Source organism: Microcoleus sp. PH2017_12_PCY_D_A, from assembly GCF_020738565.1.
Taxonomy (GTDB): Bacteria; Cyanobacteriota; Cyanobacteriia; order Cyanobacteriales; family Microcoleaceae; genus Microcoleus.
In genome coordinates this window covers 1-14392 of the sequence record NZ_JAEQCI010000117.1, presented here as the reverse complement: position 1 = coordinate 14392, position 14392 = coordinate 1, and the positions used below count along the sequence as shown (strand labels likewise).

Annotated in this window: 13 protein-coding genes and 1 tRNA gene; 9 read left to right on the top strand and 5 right to left on the bottom strand. The window is 47.0% G+C overall.

The genetic code is table 11. The features are described 5' to 3' along the window. Positions 1 to 207: 207 nt before the first annotated feature. The 3 genes from JGK39_RS27195 to JGK39_RS27185 all read left to right on the top strand — a co-directional run bounded on the left by JGK39_RS27195 (position 208) and on the right by JGK39_RS27185 (position 3751). Positions 208 to 1350: a redoxin domain-containing protein gene (locus JGK39_RS27195; RefSeq protein WP_293256840.1), complete on the top strand. Its 1143-nt coding sequence runs from the start codon at positions 208 to 210 to the stop codon at positions 1348 to 1350. Positions 1351 to 1548: 198 nt separating this feature from the next. Beyond that, entirely contained in the window at positions 1549 to 3000 is a 1452-nt protein-coding gene (locus JGK39_RS27190; RefSeq protein WP_293256837.1) for a trypsin-like peptidase domain-containing protein, read from the top strand. Between the two features lie 118 nt (positions 3001 to 3118). Then, positions 3119 to 3751 carry a pre-peptidase C-terminal domain-containing protein gene (locus JGK39_RS27185; protein WP_293256834.1) on the top strand — a complete coding sequence of 211 codons (633 nt, stop codon included), beginning with the start codon at positions 3119 to 3121 and terminating at the stop codon, positions 3749 to 3751. Between the two features lie 346 nt (positions 3752 to 4097). Here the strand turns inward: JGK39_RS27185 and JGK39_RS27180 are convergent, their stop codons facing one another. From JGK39_RS27180 to JGK39_RS27170, 3 genes are all read right to left on the bottom strand, one after another. Then, the gene (locus JGK39_RS27180; protein ID WP_293256831.1) at positions 4098 to 4289 is read right to left on the bottom strand and encodes a chlorophyll a/b-binding protein; all 192 of its coding nucleotides are present in this window, start codon (positions 4287 to 4289) and stop codon (positions 4098 to 4100) included. A gap of 98 nt (positions 4290 to 4387) precedes the next feature. After that, the gene (locus JGK39_RS27175) at positions 4388 to 5395 is read right to left on the bottom strand and encodes a succinate dehydrogenase/fumarate reductase iron-sulfur subunit (RefSeq protein ID WP_293256828.1); all 1008 of its coding nucleotides are present in this window, start codon (positions 5393 to 5395) and stop codon (positions 4388 to 4390) included. A gap of 313 nt (positions 5396 to 5708) precedes the next feature. Continuing rightward, positions 5709 to 6920, bottom strand: a complete 1212-nt coding sequence (locus tag JGK39_RS27170) for a transposase (RefSeq protein WP_293256825.1) — start codon at positions 6918 to 6920, stop codon at positions 5709 to 5711. Positions 6921 to 6995: 75 nt separating this feature from the next. Here JGK39_RS27170 and JGK39_RS27165 point away from each other — a divergent pair, with 75 nt between their 5' ends. Both JGK39_RS27165 and radC read left to right on the top strand, forming a co-directional pair. Continuing rightward, positions 6996 to 7178: a hypothetical protein gene (locus tag JGK39_RS27165; RefSeq protein ID WP_293298018.1), complete on the top strand. Its 183-nt coding sequence runs from the start codon at positions 6996 to 6998 to the stop codon at positions 7176 to 7178. Between the two features lie 345 nt (positions 7179 to 7523). Beyond that, a complete protein-coding gene (gene radC / locus JGK39_RS27160) occupies positions 7524 to 8255 on the top strand; it encodes a DNA repair protein RadC (RefSeq protein WP_293298020.1) in 732 nt (243 codons plus the stop codon). Between the two features lie 32 nt (positions 8256 to 8287). On the opposite strand, the gene JGK39_RS27155 is transcribed toward radC, so the two are convergent. Continuing rightward, a complete protein-coding gene (locus tag JGK39_RS27155; protein ID WP_293298023.1) occupies positions 8288 to 8419 on the bottom strand; it encodes a hypothetical protein in 132 nt (43 codons plus the stop codon). Positions 8420 to 8573: 154 nt separating this feature from the next. On the opposite strand from JGK39_RS27155, the gene JGK39_RS27150 reads away from it, so the two are divergent. The 4 genes from JGK39_RS27150 (at position 8574) to JGK39_RS27135 (ending at position 13849) form a co-directional block, all read left to right on the top strand. Further along, positions 8574 to 8915: a DUF1815 family protein gene (locus JGK39_RS27150; RefSeq protein WP_293298025.1), complete on the top strand. Its 342-nt coding sequence runs from the start codon at positions 8574 to 8576 to the stop codon at positions 8913 to 8915. Positions 8916 to 10057: 1142 nt separating this feature from the next. Then, positions 10058 to 10537: a DUF4079 domain-containing protein gene (locus JGK39_RS27145; RefSeq protein WP_293256816.1), complete on the top strand. Its 480-nt coding sequence runs from the start codon at positions 10058 to 10060 to the stop codon at positions 10535 to 10537. 537 nt (positions 10538 to 11074) lie between these two features. Beyond that, positions 11075 to 13702 (top strand): ComEC/Rec2 family competence protein, encoded by a 2628-nt coding sequence (locus JGK39_RS27140; RefSeq protein ID WP_293256813.1) that lies wholly within the window; start codon positions 11075 to 11077, stop codon positions 13700 to 13702. Positions 13703 to 13762: 60 nt separating this feature from the next. Next, positions 13763 to 13849: transfer RNA gene (locus tag JGK39_RS27135), tRNA-Ser, on the top strand. Positions 13850 to 13995: 146 nt separating this feature from the next. On the opposite strand, the gene JGK39_RS27130 is transcribed toward JGK39_RS27135, so the two are convergent. Continuing rightward, positions 13996 to 14265 carry a flagellar alpha dynein gene (locus tag JGK39_RS27130; protein ID WP_293256810.1) on the bottom strand — a complete coding sequence of 90 codons (270 nt, stop codon included), beginning with the start codon at positions 14263 to 14265 and terminating at the stop codon, positions 13996 to 13998. Positions 14266 to 14392 lie beyond the last annotated feature (127 nt).

The following is a 14392-nucleotide window of genomic DNA, read 5'->3' as shown; positions in this document are numbered from 1 at the left end:
ACTAAAGTCCTCACTACAAACCTTGATGCGGACTAAAGTCCTCACTACAAACCTTTTTGATGCGGACTAAAGTCCTCACTACAAACCTTTTTGATGCGGACTAAAGTCCTCACTACAAACCCCTTCGATCGCAGAACATACAATTTCTGGAACTAACCCAAAGTACAATAGTCTAAAATCTAAAATCTAAAATCTAAAATCTGCAATATGCCCTTACTGGAAATAGGAGATCCGGCGCCTTGGTTTTCGATTGCTTCCAGCAATAACCCCTTATTTCATTTCTCGATGGCTGGCGGCCGGCGAGTCGTGCTGTTTTTCTTTGCCAGCGCAGGTTTTGAACAAATCCAACCTATTCTCAAAAGCTTTCAAGAGCTTTCAGAAGAATTCAAGACTTTGCAAGTACCGCTGTTCGGAGTGAGCGTTGATGCAGCAGACAAAGAACAAAACAGAGCGACAATAATTGCTCCATCATTCATCTTTTTCTGGGACTTCGACAAAAAAGTCAGCCACCAGTACGGTGTTTGTCGAGATGTCGAACAAAATGGAGTTGCTGGAGTTAACTATGCACCCCAAACTTTTGTTCTTAACGAAAACCTTCAGGTAATTAATATTTTACCGATCGGTGAAAGCTACCAACACGCCCAACAAGTATTGGATTTTATCAAGATTTTGCCCCCTATTGAGGAAGCCCAACCAATTACAACTCCTCACGCCCCGGTGTTGGTAATTCCTAACGTTTTGGACTCTTCATATTGCCGCAGTTTGATTGATATTTACAAAGCTGACGGCGGCAGTCCCTCAGGTGTTATGAGGCAAATAGACGGGAAAACTGTTGGCATTCACGACGATAATTTCAAGAAACGTCGAGATTTCTTTATTGAAGACCCGAATTTGCAGCGACAATTGAGTGCGATTATTCTCCGCAGGGTGGTGCCGGAAGTGCAAAAAGCTTTCCAGTTTAAAATTACTCGGTTTGAACGGTATTTAATAGCTTGTTACGATGCCCAAAGCGGCGGTTATTTTCAGGCGCACCGCGACAATACGAGCAAAGGTACGGTGCACCGCAGGTTTGCGATGACTTTGAACTTGAATGTGGGGGAGTACAGGGGGGGATTTTTGCGGTTTCCGGAGTACGCGCCGCACGGTTATAAAGGAGATTCTGGCACGGCGATTATTTTTTCGTGTTCTTTGCTGCACGAAGCGACGGCGATGATTAGCGGTGAGCGTTTTGCTTTGCTGTCTTTTTTCTATGGCGATGAAGATGCTTTGGTGCGGACTGCTAATCTTGAGTATATTGTCGATCGCCCGCCAGACGATTCGAGAATTGCCGAAACTGCTGGCTTATCTTAGTTTGCCAACAAAAATCTGGCCCTCCAAGTCGATCGATTTACCGAAAACTCAGCAGCAGGCAAAATCTTAAAGCAATCTCAAGCTTTAATTTATCAATACCCTTCTCCAAGTCCTAAAATAATTACAGGCCGCAGTTAGCAGTTGGCCCGAACACCTAAGTGCTATCTGCTGATAGTTAAAAAATACTAATTCACGATCATGAATTTCAAACTTCTAAGTTTAGCGGTATCAGGAATTTTCATAGTTGGGGTTGCAGCCAGGGCTGCTGCGGTTGTTAAGGTGCCCCCCCGACAGCAGGAGGCAAATTTAGTAGCAGAATTTAACTCCGTGCGTTTCCCAGGCGCGATCGCCGAAAATGCCGAAGAACAAACGAATATTCGGGTATACGAAAAAGCCAGTCCGGCAGTTGTTACCGTCGATACAGCTAAATCTAACGGTAGCGGCACAATTATCAGCCCCGACGGCATGGTGTTAACCAACGCCCACGTTGTTTCAGCAGGCGGTACGGTGAATATAATTCTGTCAGACGGCAGAAAACTGGTCGCCGATGTTGTCGGATTCGGCGAAGAAGGTTTAGACTTAGCCGTGGTGAAGATTCGCAATCAAACCAATTTGCCCACAATTCCTTTAGCCCGTCCCGGTTCGGTGAAAGTCGGACAACAAGCATTTGCGATCGGCAATCCATTCGGTCGATTTCAAGGTACTTTTACAGTCGGAATCGTCAGCCGCATCGATGCAGCCCGTGGCTTAATTCAAACTGATGCGGCCATCAATCCCGGTAATTCCGGCGGCCCGCTGCTCAACAGTTCTGGAGAATTAATTGGCGTCAATACTTCTATTTTTACTCGCGGTCAGGGCGGAGGTAATATCGGTATCGGTTTTGCAATTGTCATAGACAAAGTGCCGGCTTTCTTGACAGCGGTGCGAGAAGGGCGTGCTCCCCGCGTTGCTCAAAGGCGATCGCCATTTGGCAGCAAATCACCTCAAAAAGTTGCGTTAAACGGGCCCGCCGTCACAGGCAAACTTACCGACAAGTCTAGCATTCTGCCCGCAGACAACAGCTTTTTTGACCTCTACTCCTTTGAGGGCAGAGCTGGCCAGCAAATCACAATAGAAATGAAAAGTCAAGAGATTGACCCTTATTTAATTTTGCTCGGCCCCAACGAGCGCGAAATCGCGCAAGATGATAACGGCGCAGGCGGTAAAAACGCCAGAATTACAGTGAGGCTCCCAGCAGACGGAACCTACACGTTCCTGGCAAATTCCAACGAAGCTAGGCAGTTGGGGGCTTATACGTTAGAACTGAAAGCGAGTGCTCCGACAGCACCTTCTCGGGCGATTTTGCAAGAAGAAGGGGCGTTAGTCGCAGGTGGCCCGGTATTGCCTTCTGATAACAGTCTGTATCGCGACTATACTTTTGAAGGTCGATCGGGTCAGTCTGTCAGCATTTCCCTGGAAAGTACAGATTTCGATCCCTATGTGGCTATCTTTGACCCTAACGGCAAATTAGTGGCAGAAAATGACGATGCGAGCGATTCGAGCAAAAATGCGTTTCTGAGCGTTACTTTGCCAGCTACGGGTCGCTACCGCGTGATTGTCAATGCTTATGATGCTTCAGGTAGGGGTCGTTACAGTCTAACTATCCGCTAAAAGTTGGTAATTGGTAATTGGTGATTGGTAATTGGTAATTGGTAATTGGTAATTCTCCCTCTCTCCCCCTCTCCCCCTCTCCCCCCCTTCTTCCTTCGTTGCTTTCTTGAGGTAATTCATGGGTCAAATTAGATTTTGGGCGATCGCGCCAATGGCTCTAATAGCTATTTTTTCAGGGAAACCGACTCTCTCGGTACCAGTGTCAAATTCAGGTGGAGTTACTAACAGCATTTCCACGATCGTTTCAGCAGAATTTCCTCAAAATTCACATAATGCGAGTCAAGCGGGCAAGGCTGTTTTAGCTCAAGCAAGCCCCAACCCGTCGCCCTCTGGGCCGCCCGATTCAAAGCCATCGCCAACTCAGACCCCAACTGTAAAACCTGCGCCTAGTCCTGATGGGGACTCGTCTAAAATCATTTTAGATCAAAAGGGAGAACTCACCACTTCTAAGTCTTCGGTACTGCCCTCAGACAGCAGTTTGTACGAGGAGTACACCTTTGAAGGCACTCAGGGTCAGAAAGTGATTGTTACTGTAGAAAGTAGCGAGTTTGATACTTATCTGGCTGTTCTCAACTCCCAGGGCGAGCTACTGGGAGAAAATGATGATGTCACGCAGCAAAATTCCAATTCTGAGCTAACTCTTACCTTGTCGGCGAGCGGCCGCTACCGCGTAGTTGTCAATGCTTACGATCCACCTCCAAAAGGTAAAGGTAAGTACAGTTTGATTATCCGTGAAGTGACTGGAAATTAATTGGCTGGAAATCGAGGATCTATTTCTATAATTCCTTGAGTGGCGGGTTGCTTGCCGTGCCTGACAAGTACAGGTTAAATTATCTCCAACAACTTAACTCGATTTCCGCTTGTGACAAGCTGGGATGCTGGTTAAAAATGGATAATTATCTATTTTTTAACCAGCTTTTGTTATGAAGAGGATTTATATCATGTCCGGCAAATTAGCGGGATCGAGGTGTTTGTAGAGAGGACTTTTGTTTTGATAATCAGAGGACTAAAGTCCTCACTACAAACCAATTTTATTGTGTTGTTTGAGGAGACACGATCTTACGCAATCAGTGGCTGTACACCGAGTTATGCTGAATTTAACGCAAGCCCAGCCAGGTGAAAAAATCCTGGCGGGTGAAGAATTCTAGCAGCAAAATTCCCACGAATCCCACCATGGCAAATCGTCCGTTGATTTTTTCGGCGTAGGCATTCCAGCCAAAGGCCGGTTCTGCTGGTTGTGGGGTATTTGGAGTTGTCGGTTTTGGTGATGGAGGTGTTTTAGCAGTCATTTAAAAGTTTTGAGTTGTGAGTTTTGAGTCAGGATTTTGGGGAAGCTTAGCGCACAACTTGTAATTTACCCGAAATTGACCGCCGATCGCTAATCTGGTCACTTTTCTAAATTTTGCACCGATTCGATCAGATTTCGCACAGTTTCGGTACTTTCAGAAGGCTCAAAAAACAGCGGGAATTTGCCGCGGGCGATCATTCTCAAACCCAACGGGCCCAGACTCAGCAAACCTTGAACGTCGCGGAAGTAGTTTCCGACTACTTCGATGCCAAATTTCCGCTCATCTATCCAACCGCCTTCTTTGACAAGCTCGATCAAGACTTTGCGGTGGCGGATCGATCGACTGGCTTGGTCGTCATGGCGATCGAGAATCTCCTGTTTAATCTTACCAATTTGATCCATCGGCGCCACTTCCATCGGACAAACCGAGTTGCAGTAGTAACAGCGAGTGCAGCCCCAGACGCCTGCGGTTCCTTCGTTGTACTTTTCCAGCCGATTTTCGGTTTCGCTGTCGCGGGAATCGGCGATCGTGCGGTAAGCTTTGGCGAGGGCGTGGGGGCCGACAAATTCCGGGTTAACTTCCCTGGCGTTGCACTCAGAATAGCACGCGCCGCAGAGAATGCAGTTGCCAGTTTGGTCGAGTTTCGATCGCTCTTCGGGAGTTTGCAGAAATTCGCGTTCGGGAATTGCTCGCGAGGCGGTGCTGACATAGGGTTCAACAGCTTCTAGGTTATCCCAAAAACTGGTCATGTCAACCACCAAATCTTTAATTACCGGCATATTTCCCATCGGGGCGACGGTAATTTCTGGGATAAAATCGGCAGGCTGTTCTGCTGAACTCGAATGGGCTATTTTTTGCAATCTCGCGAGTTCGCTACCGACGTTTTCTTTGCAAGCTAAGGCCGAGCGCCCGTTAATTCGCATCGAACAACTGCCGCAAATTGTATTGCGGCAATTTTTGCGAAAAGCTAAAGTGCCGTCTTGTTCCCACTTGATGCTGTTGAGGCAGTCTAGGATGGTATTGCTCTCATCCACGTCTAGGGTGTAAGGGTGAACGCGGGGAGCCTCATTTTGATTTTGGCGGACTACGTTAAAGCGGACTTGCATATTTTGAGTAAAGAATTTAGTTTCTATTTTAAGCTAGATTTTCTGGCCATCTAAAAATTAATTATTATTTTAACAACTACCTGAAGTCTGAGATGTAAGCACTTTTATTATTGTTTTATAAACATCAATAATCCTCAAGTTATAAATCATCAATCGCAACTTTTTCCAGCGGATTTTTTAGCGGATAATTGGAGAAACAAGTAATCGATCGGTGCAGTTGGCGACTCGGAGGTGCCTGATGTCCAGCTTGTTTGTTTTAACTTTCATGTTTTCAACCCCAGCATTTTGTCTGGGTTTGTTGACACTCCCCAGCCTAAAGGCGTGAGGATTCTTTGTTCATAGACTCAACTTGCTCAGACAGGATTTCTCCAGCCAAAGTAGAGGTCGAATCTCCCAAAGCGTTCGGATCTAAGATCCAAGTTCCGGTATGCCCTACCGTACTCAATGCCCTTTTCAGGATGTTAATCGCAGCGTTCCAATCCCTATCCAGAACAAATCCACATTCACAAACATGGGTTCTTACGGATAGAGATTTTTTGACGATTGCAGCGCAGTTAGAACACTCTTGTGAAGTATAGGCAGGGTTGACTGCAACCGTTACCCTGTTAAACTTCACTCCAAAATACTCTAACCACTTCCTGAACTGATACCAACCAGTGTCATTAATCGATTTGGCGAGACAGTGATTTTTAACTAAGTTTTTAATCCTCAAATCTTCGTAGGCGACCAAATCATGAGATTGGATTACGCAACGCGCCAGTCTCTTAGCGTGTTCTTCGCGTTGCCTACTTATTTTGAGGTGTACTCTTCCTAGTCGATTAATGGCTTTCTTGCGGTTGGCCGAGCATTTCTTTTTACGAGAAACGAGCCGCTGCTTAAACTTCAACCGTTTTTCACTCTGTCGATAAAACTTGGGACTGAGTTCGCTGTAACCGTCAGAGTCAGTGTAAAACTCTTTAAGTCCAACATCTAAGCCAATCGTTTTACCTGTCGGAGCTGAATCTACTTTATTTTCAGCACCGATCAGGAACTGAACATAGTAGCCGTCAGCACGACGGATCAAACGTACCCGTTTTATCTGGTCGAGTTGGTAGAAGTTTAGATCCCACGTTCCTTTGAGCTTAAGCTTGCCAATTCCTTTCTTGTCAGTCAAAGTGATTTGCTTCCTGGTTTCTGAAAGCTTCCAGCCGCTAACTTTATATTCAACTGAGCGACAGTTTTTCTTAAATTGCGGATAGCATTTCTTTCCGGGGATAGCTTTTTTGCAATTATCGTAGAACCGAGCAATTGCAGAATAAGCTCTTTCGACTGAAGCTTGGCAAGCGCTAGAATTCAAGGATTTGACAAAAGGAAATTCTTCTCGCAGTACGGTGCTGTGACGGTACAGTTCTTTTTGCCCTACGCCTCGGTTATCCATCCAGAAACGGATGCACTTGTTCCGAACGAACTGAGCAGTCCTGATTGCCTCGTCTATTGCGGCGTACTGATTTGGTTTTCCTTTAGCCTTGAACTCTAAAGCAAACATTTTACGTGGAAAGTCGCTACGTCAAAATACTAGCACAAAGCCGTCCTAAAAGGACGGGGCTTTAAACCCAATTTTTTGGTAAATCCTCAATGGGTGGGACTGGGAACTCGCAAGCCATCTATCGCTGTTTACGGCGTCTTGATGGTGGCTTCCTTTGTATCGGTTGGCTTGGTAGCACCTAAGCAGCCGCAGCCTGTTTCCTCGCTGCTGACCTCCACAGAATGGCAAGAATCTAGGGTAATCACTTCTTGGCGATGAACGGCGGGGTGCTAGCGCAACTGGCTCTAATGGCACAGTTACGGGCAATTTTACCTGTTATATCAAATCCGGGTTTCCGATACCCTTTATGAACCAGTCGCCGTAGGCCGACTTTGTTTGTATAGCAGCGGTTTCAACCGCCGAATGATAACTTACAATTTATTGTTCTTGTGGGATGGGCGTCGGGCCCGTCACTAAAGGACGGGCCCGACGCCCATCCCACAAATATGTGTAAATTATTTAATTCGCGCTCCTTAGCTGTTTTCGGCGATCGTACTGATTTGAACAGGGACGATCGATCGGCTAATATGATTTAATTGTTGAGCTTGCGGTGCGAGTGCATCTATGACTTACAGCTTGAGAATTGTGGATTTGCCGAGTAGCGAACGGCCGCGGGAAAGGCTAATGGCCGGCGGCCCGAAAAGTTTGGCGACTGCGGAATTGATTGCTATTCTACTGGGTACCGGTCAGGGCCCAGGTAAACTTTCTGCCGTCGGACTCGGACAGTATATTTTAAATCAGTTGAGCTTGCATGGACGTGACCCTCTCGGTGTACTTCGCAGCATTAGCGTGCAGGAGTTGACCCAGATTCACGGCATCGGCCCAGCCAAGGCTACTTCGATTTTGGCTGCGGTGGAGTTGGGGAAACGGGTGTTTCAGTCGCGGCCGCCGGACATGGCCGTGGTGGACTCTCCACAAGCTGCTGCGGATGCTCTGAGTCAGGATTTGATGTGGCAGTCTCAGGAACGTTTTGCTGTGGTGCTGCTGGATGTCAAAAATCGGCTGCTGGGTACTCAGGTAATTACGATCGGCACAGCTACCGAAACTTTAGCTCACCCGAGGGATATTTTTCGGGAGATTATCCGTCAAGGGGCGACGCGGGCGATTATCTCGCACAATCACCCCTCGGGGAATGTCGATCCGAGCCCGGAGGACATTGCTTTGACGCGGCAGTTGCTGGCTGGAGCGCAGTTTTTGTCGGTTCCGCTGCTGGATCACTTGATTTTGGGAAATGGCGATTTTCGGAGCTTGCGGCAGACTACGACGCTTTGGGAGGAGTATCCCCAGGGCGATTGAACTATTATACTTAACTAACTCGATTACTATCATTAGTTATTTGTATCTTTGGGCTGTTCGAGGGCTGAATCAGCCGTCACAGCAGAAGTTTTTTGGGGGCTGGAGTCTCGGATTACATAGTGTTTGAGGTGAATGTCGCTGCTGATACTTAGTTGCGATCGCAACTCGGTTAATCTAGTAAAGGTAGGCTGAAGAGGTCGCTAATTCGATTTTTTTTCAGCATACTAAACGTATACTGAACCAGCACCTAGAAACCCAATTCTTAAGAAATTATGAAATTGGGTATAAAATATACGGCGTGGTGATAGGAGAAAAACTGTGTTTCTGAGACTTGCAGAACAACACCGTAAATTCGTCCAAGATTTGGTCATGAACCTCCAGGCTTTGGCGATCGTGCTAGAGCGTCGGGGTTATCTGGCATCCTGCTACACTTGCGGGGGTCAGATGAACAGTGCCTCATTTATGGTCAGTTTGACGGACAACCATCTGATTCGATTTTTAGTGTCAGATTACGGTATCACTTGGACTGAGATGCGGGACGATCGCGAACTGATGAAACTAGAAGGTGCAGAGGCGATTAGTCAGTTACAAGAACTGGCAAATCTCGTCAAGTACCAGATTCAACCTTCGGAAGCTACTTTGGCGGCGCAGCGAGTTTAGCAATTGCACGGTTCCGAGGAAAGCGGCAGCGACAGTCGGTGTTTGCCTGTTATAACCCAATCCCCAGCGAATTAGTTGAGAGGAACAGGTTGCACAGCGATCGCAACTCAATAGATCAGGGTAATTTCAGGGTGCTTTCAGACACTCATTTTAGCCGTCAGTCGATCGAACTCTGCCAGGGCCGACAGCAGTCATGCTATATGACGCGATATCGATGGTGCTTTTAACATTTTGTTAAAGGCTTTGACAGATACCGCAACATCTGACGTGAGAGTTTCATTTCAGATTGTGCCAAATACAGAAAACTCCGGCATCAGCCAGATTTTTATGGGTTAAAGGTATCTGCATACTTTATGCAAAAAGTGTCTAACTTGGAACCTCTAATTTTTTGGCAGCAGTTGATTCTGTCTTAAAAACGATTCGCAAAAAGTAGAAGTGCTAATGCTCGTCGCCTGCGATGTTAATTTCTCACTTTGACATTCAAAAGTCAAGGCATTGAAATTAACTATGAGCAGGCAGGTAAAATTTAACATCCAGAGTGAGGATGAGGCTGTGGAGATTGGGCGAAAAGCCGCCCCAGGGTGGATATGCGGACGAATTGCGTTGATTTTTGCTTTTCGATTTAGCTGATAAGGCTCACAATTAACTTGAAACAGCATCACTGCTGTAAAAAATCTCACAGCCGGCTTTAGCCGGCTAAGTTTTGTGTAAATCTAGAAGAAGGAAGAAGGAAGTTCGGCAACGGATGGGGTAACGGATGTAACGGATGTAACGGATTGAAGGAATAAGGAAGGAGGAAGTTCGGCAACGGATGGGGTAACGGATGTAACGGATGTAACGGATTGAAGGAATAAGGAATAAGGAAGAAGGAAGTTCGGCAACGGATGGGGTAACGGATGTAACGGATGTAACGGATTGAAGGAATAAGGAATAAGGAATAAGGAAGATGTTCGTCGGAAGAAGGAAGAAGAAATATAAGAGCTCATGTTTCAGCAATTAAGAACGTTCTAACCCTGTGCCGCGGTTGCGGTCTGGTTAAGTGGCTCTTTGAAGTGGGCGATCGCACTTGCTACACTAAATACTTTATAATATCTTAATAATTGTCCAAAAATATTTATCGCCAAGCTGGGAATCAAAATCAAATGGTAAATGTAAGCGAACTTCTAGAACCCATCGCCAGTCAATTTCGCAGCCTGGGAATTCCCGAACCAATTACCCATTGGGGACATCCTGTGATGATGGGAATCGTGGTTGTGGCCATGGGTAGCTTCGTCGGATATACGGGATGGCAGGGACGTTTGGCAGCCGATAAGGATGTCGCGCTCAAAAGTCGATCGGATCACCGCAAACTAGCACCGTGGATGTTTCTGTTTCTAGCCTTGGGCTATACAGGTGGCTTGCTGTCGCTGGTAATGCAGCACAAGCCTGTCATGGAAAGCCCGCACTTTTGGACGGGTTCGGGAGTGCTAGTTTTGCTGGCGGCTGGAAGCTTGATTTCGCTGACAGGTTTTGGAGGCAATAAGCTTGCACTGCGTGCGGTTCACGCTTATTTGGGCACAACTGCCCTGGCACTTATGGTGCTGCACGCGGCTTTCGGTTTAAAATTAGGTCTGTCTATTTAAGGTAGTACCAGTCTTTTGTCGTTCAGATGAGCTCCGCTCCCCCCTAACCCACCTTAAAAAAGGGGGGGACAAGAGACGCAAAGTGTCTCTTACACCACGAGCAGGAGTGGAGCGCTTCAAGTCAAATCCTACTGCCATTTTTTAGGAGGACTTAGGGGAAGGGAGACCAAGAATCAAAGCGAAATATCTGGTTTTCAGCTTAAGCTGTGCCGTTTTGACAAGTAAAACAAAGTATATTTGCGATCGCAAATATTCCTAATCTTAGTAACTACCAAGACAGTCAGGATGTTATTAGTTATTCAATTGCGGGAACGATTGATTCTATTTATTTCATTCTGCCTGACGACTGATGACTAATAAGGTTCGCTCGCGGGTACAACAAAACATGACTGATGATTGATGACTGATGATTGATGACTGATGACTGATGACTAATGACTGATGACTAATGACTAATGACTGATGACTAATGACTACTGACTAATGACTACTGACTACTGACTACTGACTAATGACTTATTCCATAGTTTCTAATTAATGAATCAAGCAACGGGTGTCATTTTCTGTCTTGCCTACATTGTGGGATTGATTTCTACAGGAGTTTCTTGGGGTAGATACGGGATACTTGCTTTGGGAATAGCGGTCGCAGTCGCCATGCCTAAATTGTTGTTAAAGTATACAAGGAATTCTTTTAAAACAACTAAGAAAAGACGCAGCAGAACTAAAGAAAATGCTCTGGAGGAACCCTTAGAGACGAGGGAAAAATTGAGTTTGCTGGAAATGCTGCCGAGAGCAAAATGGGTGTGGGCTGTCGCGGGTTCGGTGGCATTTTTCGCTAGCGTTTATTTTGCAATTCGATCGCCCCAACCGGCAATGAATGACATCAGTAAGTTGATTCCCGTTGGCGGAAACACTCAAGAAGTGGCGGTGACAGTTCGCGGTAGACTGGCTAGTACACCCCGATTAACTCGCAGTGGCCGATCGCAATTTTGGCTGGACACAGATGCAGTTAGCGAAATCAACGGCGGCGAAGGAGGAGTAGTCGTCAACCGCCCAGTATCCGGCAAACTCTACGTTACAGTGCCCCTGCTGCAAGCAACGGGCTTGTACGCCGGCAATACAGTCGCAGTTGTCGGTTCGTTGTACAAACCGCAGCCTCCGTCGAATCCGGGGGCTTTTGATTTTCAAGCATATTTAGCCAGAGAAGGCGCTTTTGCAGGACTCAAAGGGCGTCAGATTGACTGGAAGAGAGAAAATGCGATCGCGGATGTCAATCGACTTAACGCTAAAACGGGTGCTTTCTGGGAGTCAACCGGGATGCAGCCGTCACCAATTCAAGCGATGCGGATGCGGATCGTGCGATCGCAACTATCGCAGTTGAATGTTCCCTCTGGGCCGCTGATTAGTGCGATCGCCCTAGGCAAACAAGCAGTTGATTTACCTTACAACATCCGCGACTCTTTTGTGCAGGCTGGATTGGCCCACGCGATCGCAGCTTCGGGTACTCAAGTTTCGATGGTTTTGGGTTTAGTTTTAGCTTTAACCAGGCGTTTTTCCAAACAATTACAATTTAGTTTTGGCGTCGGTGCTTTATTTTTGCTCGTGGGATTAACAGGCTTTGAAGCTTCAATCTGTCGCGCCGCTTTAATGGGATTTGGTACACTATTTGCTTTGGTACTAAGTCGCGAAGTTAAGCCGCTGGGATTGCTGTTAATCGCTGCTACTATTTTACTGCTCGTTAACCCTTTGTGGATTTGGGATTTAGGTTTTCAACTGAGTTTTTTGGCCACTTTGGGGTTGGTGGTGACAGCGCCGCCGCTGATGGCAAAGTTCGACTGGATGCCTCCGGCGATCGCTTCAATTCTGGTGGTTCCGATCGCCGCTTCTGTTTGGGTGCTGCCGCTGCTACTTTACGTTTTTAGTGTGGTATCACCTTACAGCATTTTAGTCAATATTATTGCCGCTCCTTTGCTGTGGATTTTGAGTATTGGCGGGATGGTTAGCGCTTTAGCGGGATTGATTTTTCCGCCCGCTGGGAGTGTGTTAGCGCAATTGCTGGAATATCCGGCAAAGGGGTTAATTGCGATCGCCGAATATTTCTCGCAATTGCCAGGTAATTCGGTAGCTGTCGGCCAAGTATCGACGTTTCAGCTAATCGCGCTTTACAGTTTAATCTGCTGGGTTTGGCTGGGAGGAAGTTCGGCAACGGATTCTGTAGCGGATGTAACGGATGTAACGGATGGAAGGAAGAAGGAAGAAGGAAGAGGGAAGAAGGAAGAAGGAAGAGGGAAGAATCAAGGAAAGGGCAGAGGGAAGAAAGGGAAAAGCCGAGTTTTTGCGCTGCGGATTTCTTCGGCTTGGATTTTACCGCTGGCGCTGATGGCGGGAATTGGGATCGTAGTTTTGCCAGCTTGGCACGTTCAATCATCTTTGTTTCAAGTTACTTTGCTGGCGACATCTGGGGAACCAGTTTTGGTAATTCAAGATAAGGGAAAAGTGGTGCTGATTAATAGCGGTGATGAAAATACGGTGAGGTTTACAGTGTTGCCTTTTTTGCAGCAGCAAGGAGTTAATTCTGTAAATTTTGCGATCGCCACTCACGGTCATTTAGGTTTGAGCGGCGGTTGGGGAAAATTATTAGAACGCTTGCCAATTCAAACATTTTATGATAATGACGCTCCCAAACAAATTCACCGGGGCAGCAATCAAGAATTTATGACGGCTGTGCAATCTCGCCAAGGCGTTTACTTTCCTTTAGAAACTAACAAGAAAATTGATCTGGGTTCGACGCGGTTGCAGTTCGTGGATGCCGAAATCCCGGTGGTAGAATTGCTGGTGGGCGAGCGTACTTGGTTGCTTGTCGGTGACATGACACCGGAAGCGCAAAGTATGTTATCAAAGAGATTAGCCGCCACGGGAACATTGAAGCGGGTAGAAGTGCTGTGGTGGTCGGGAAAAACCCTGACAGCGGAGTTATTGGGTGCAGTTGGGCCGCAAGTGGCGATCGCCTCTGCGGACGAAATCGACCCAGAAACCGCCGCCCAACTGAGCCAAAGCAAAACCCAGATTTTTTGGACTGGGCGCGACGGAGCTCTTCAGTGGACGCCAACAGGCGGATTTAAGACGACTCTGGAATCGGAAGAAAATCAAACTTCTTTTCTGTAAGGATTTACAATGTCGGACACTGTGCGGTAAGATACTTCTAGCTCGCATCTCAAGTCAATTGGAGAGGTGGCAGAGCGGTTGAATGCGGTAGACTCGAAATCTATTTTAAAGGCAACTTTAACGTGGGTTCAAATCCCACCCTCTCCGTACATCCCTTACGCCACAAGGCTTTGAGGTTATCACCTTCTTTAGCCATCTGTGCAACTTATCGGCAGTGGTATACGAAAGTGGTATACAAACCACTCTTGTATACCACTTTTTGCTTTCACTCCACCCCTTCTGTGGGCGATCGGTCAGGGTAGGAGTATTTCTAAAATTGCCTCCACGTCTACCAAGTCCGCCCTCGATTTTTTACGCCTCGCCTTGAGCTGGTTAAGCAAGTCGGCCGGCTCTGGAAATTCTGCGACGGTCGGAGCCGAGTTTTTATTTGCCTCCCGTGAGCGTCGCACTTCCTTGAGCTCTTGCTCCAGCATCTGAACCTTCAGTACCAAATCGCCGTTGCGTTCGTGTAACTGATTCAGTTCTGCATCCCACTCTGCGAGTTGCTTGTTGGCCGCTTTCAACTCCTGCCTGAGCGATTCATCGCCCGCGTCGCTCAGGCACTCAATTTTCCCAGCCGTTCCTCAATGGCGGTCATGCGCTCCATCACGGGGTCAAGACTTGAGCTCACAGCCTTGTCTACGATGTCTA

Coding starts and splice junctions, on each gene's coding strand:
- JGK39_RS27195 (WP_293256840.1), top strand. CDS start 208: ATGCCCTTACTGGAAATAGGAGATCCGGCGCCTTGGTTTTCGATTGCT.
- JGK39_RS27190 (WP_293256837.1), top strand. CDS start 1,549: ATGAATTTCAAACTTCTAAGTTTAGCGGTATCAGGAATTTTCATAGTT.
- JGK39_RS27185 (WP_293256834.1), top strand. CDS start 3,119: ATGGGTCAAATTAGATTTTGGGCGATCGCGCCAATGGCTCTAATAGCT.
- JGK39_RS27180 (WP_293256831.1), bottom strand. CDS start 4,289: ATGACTGCTAAAACACCTCCATCACCAAAACCGACAACTCCAAATACC.
- JGK39_RS27175 (WP_293256828.1), bottom strand. CDS start 5,395: ATGCAAGTCCGCTTTAACGTAGTCCGCCAAAATCAAAATGAGGCTCCC.
- JGK39_RS27170 (WP_293256825.1), bottom strand. CDS start 6,920: ATGTTTGCTTTAGAGTTCAAGGCTAAAGGAAAACCAAATCAGTACGCC.
- radC (WP_293298020.1), top strand. CDS start 7,524: ATGACTTACAGCTTGAGAATTGTGGATTTGCCGAGTAGCGAACGGCCG.
- JGK39_RS27145 (WP_293256816.1), top strand. CDS start 10,058: ATGGTAAATGTAAGCGAACTTCTAGAACCCATCGCCAGTCAATTTCGC.
- JGK39_RS27140 (WP_293256813.1), top strand. CDS start 11,075: ATGAATCAAGCAACGGGTGTCATTTTCTGTCTTGCCTACATTGTGGGA.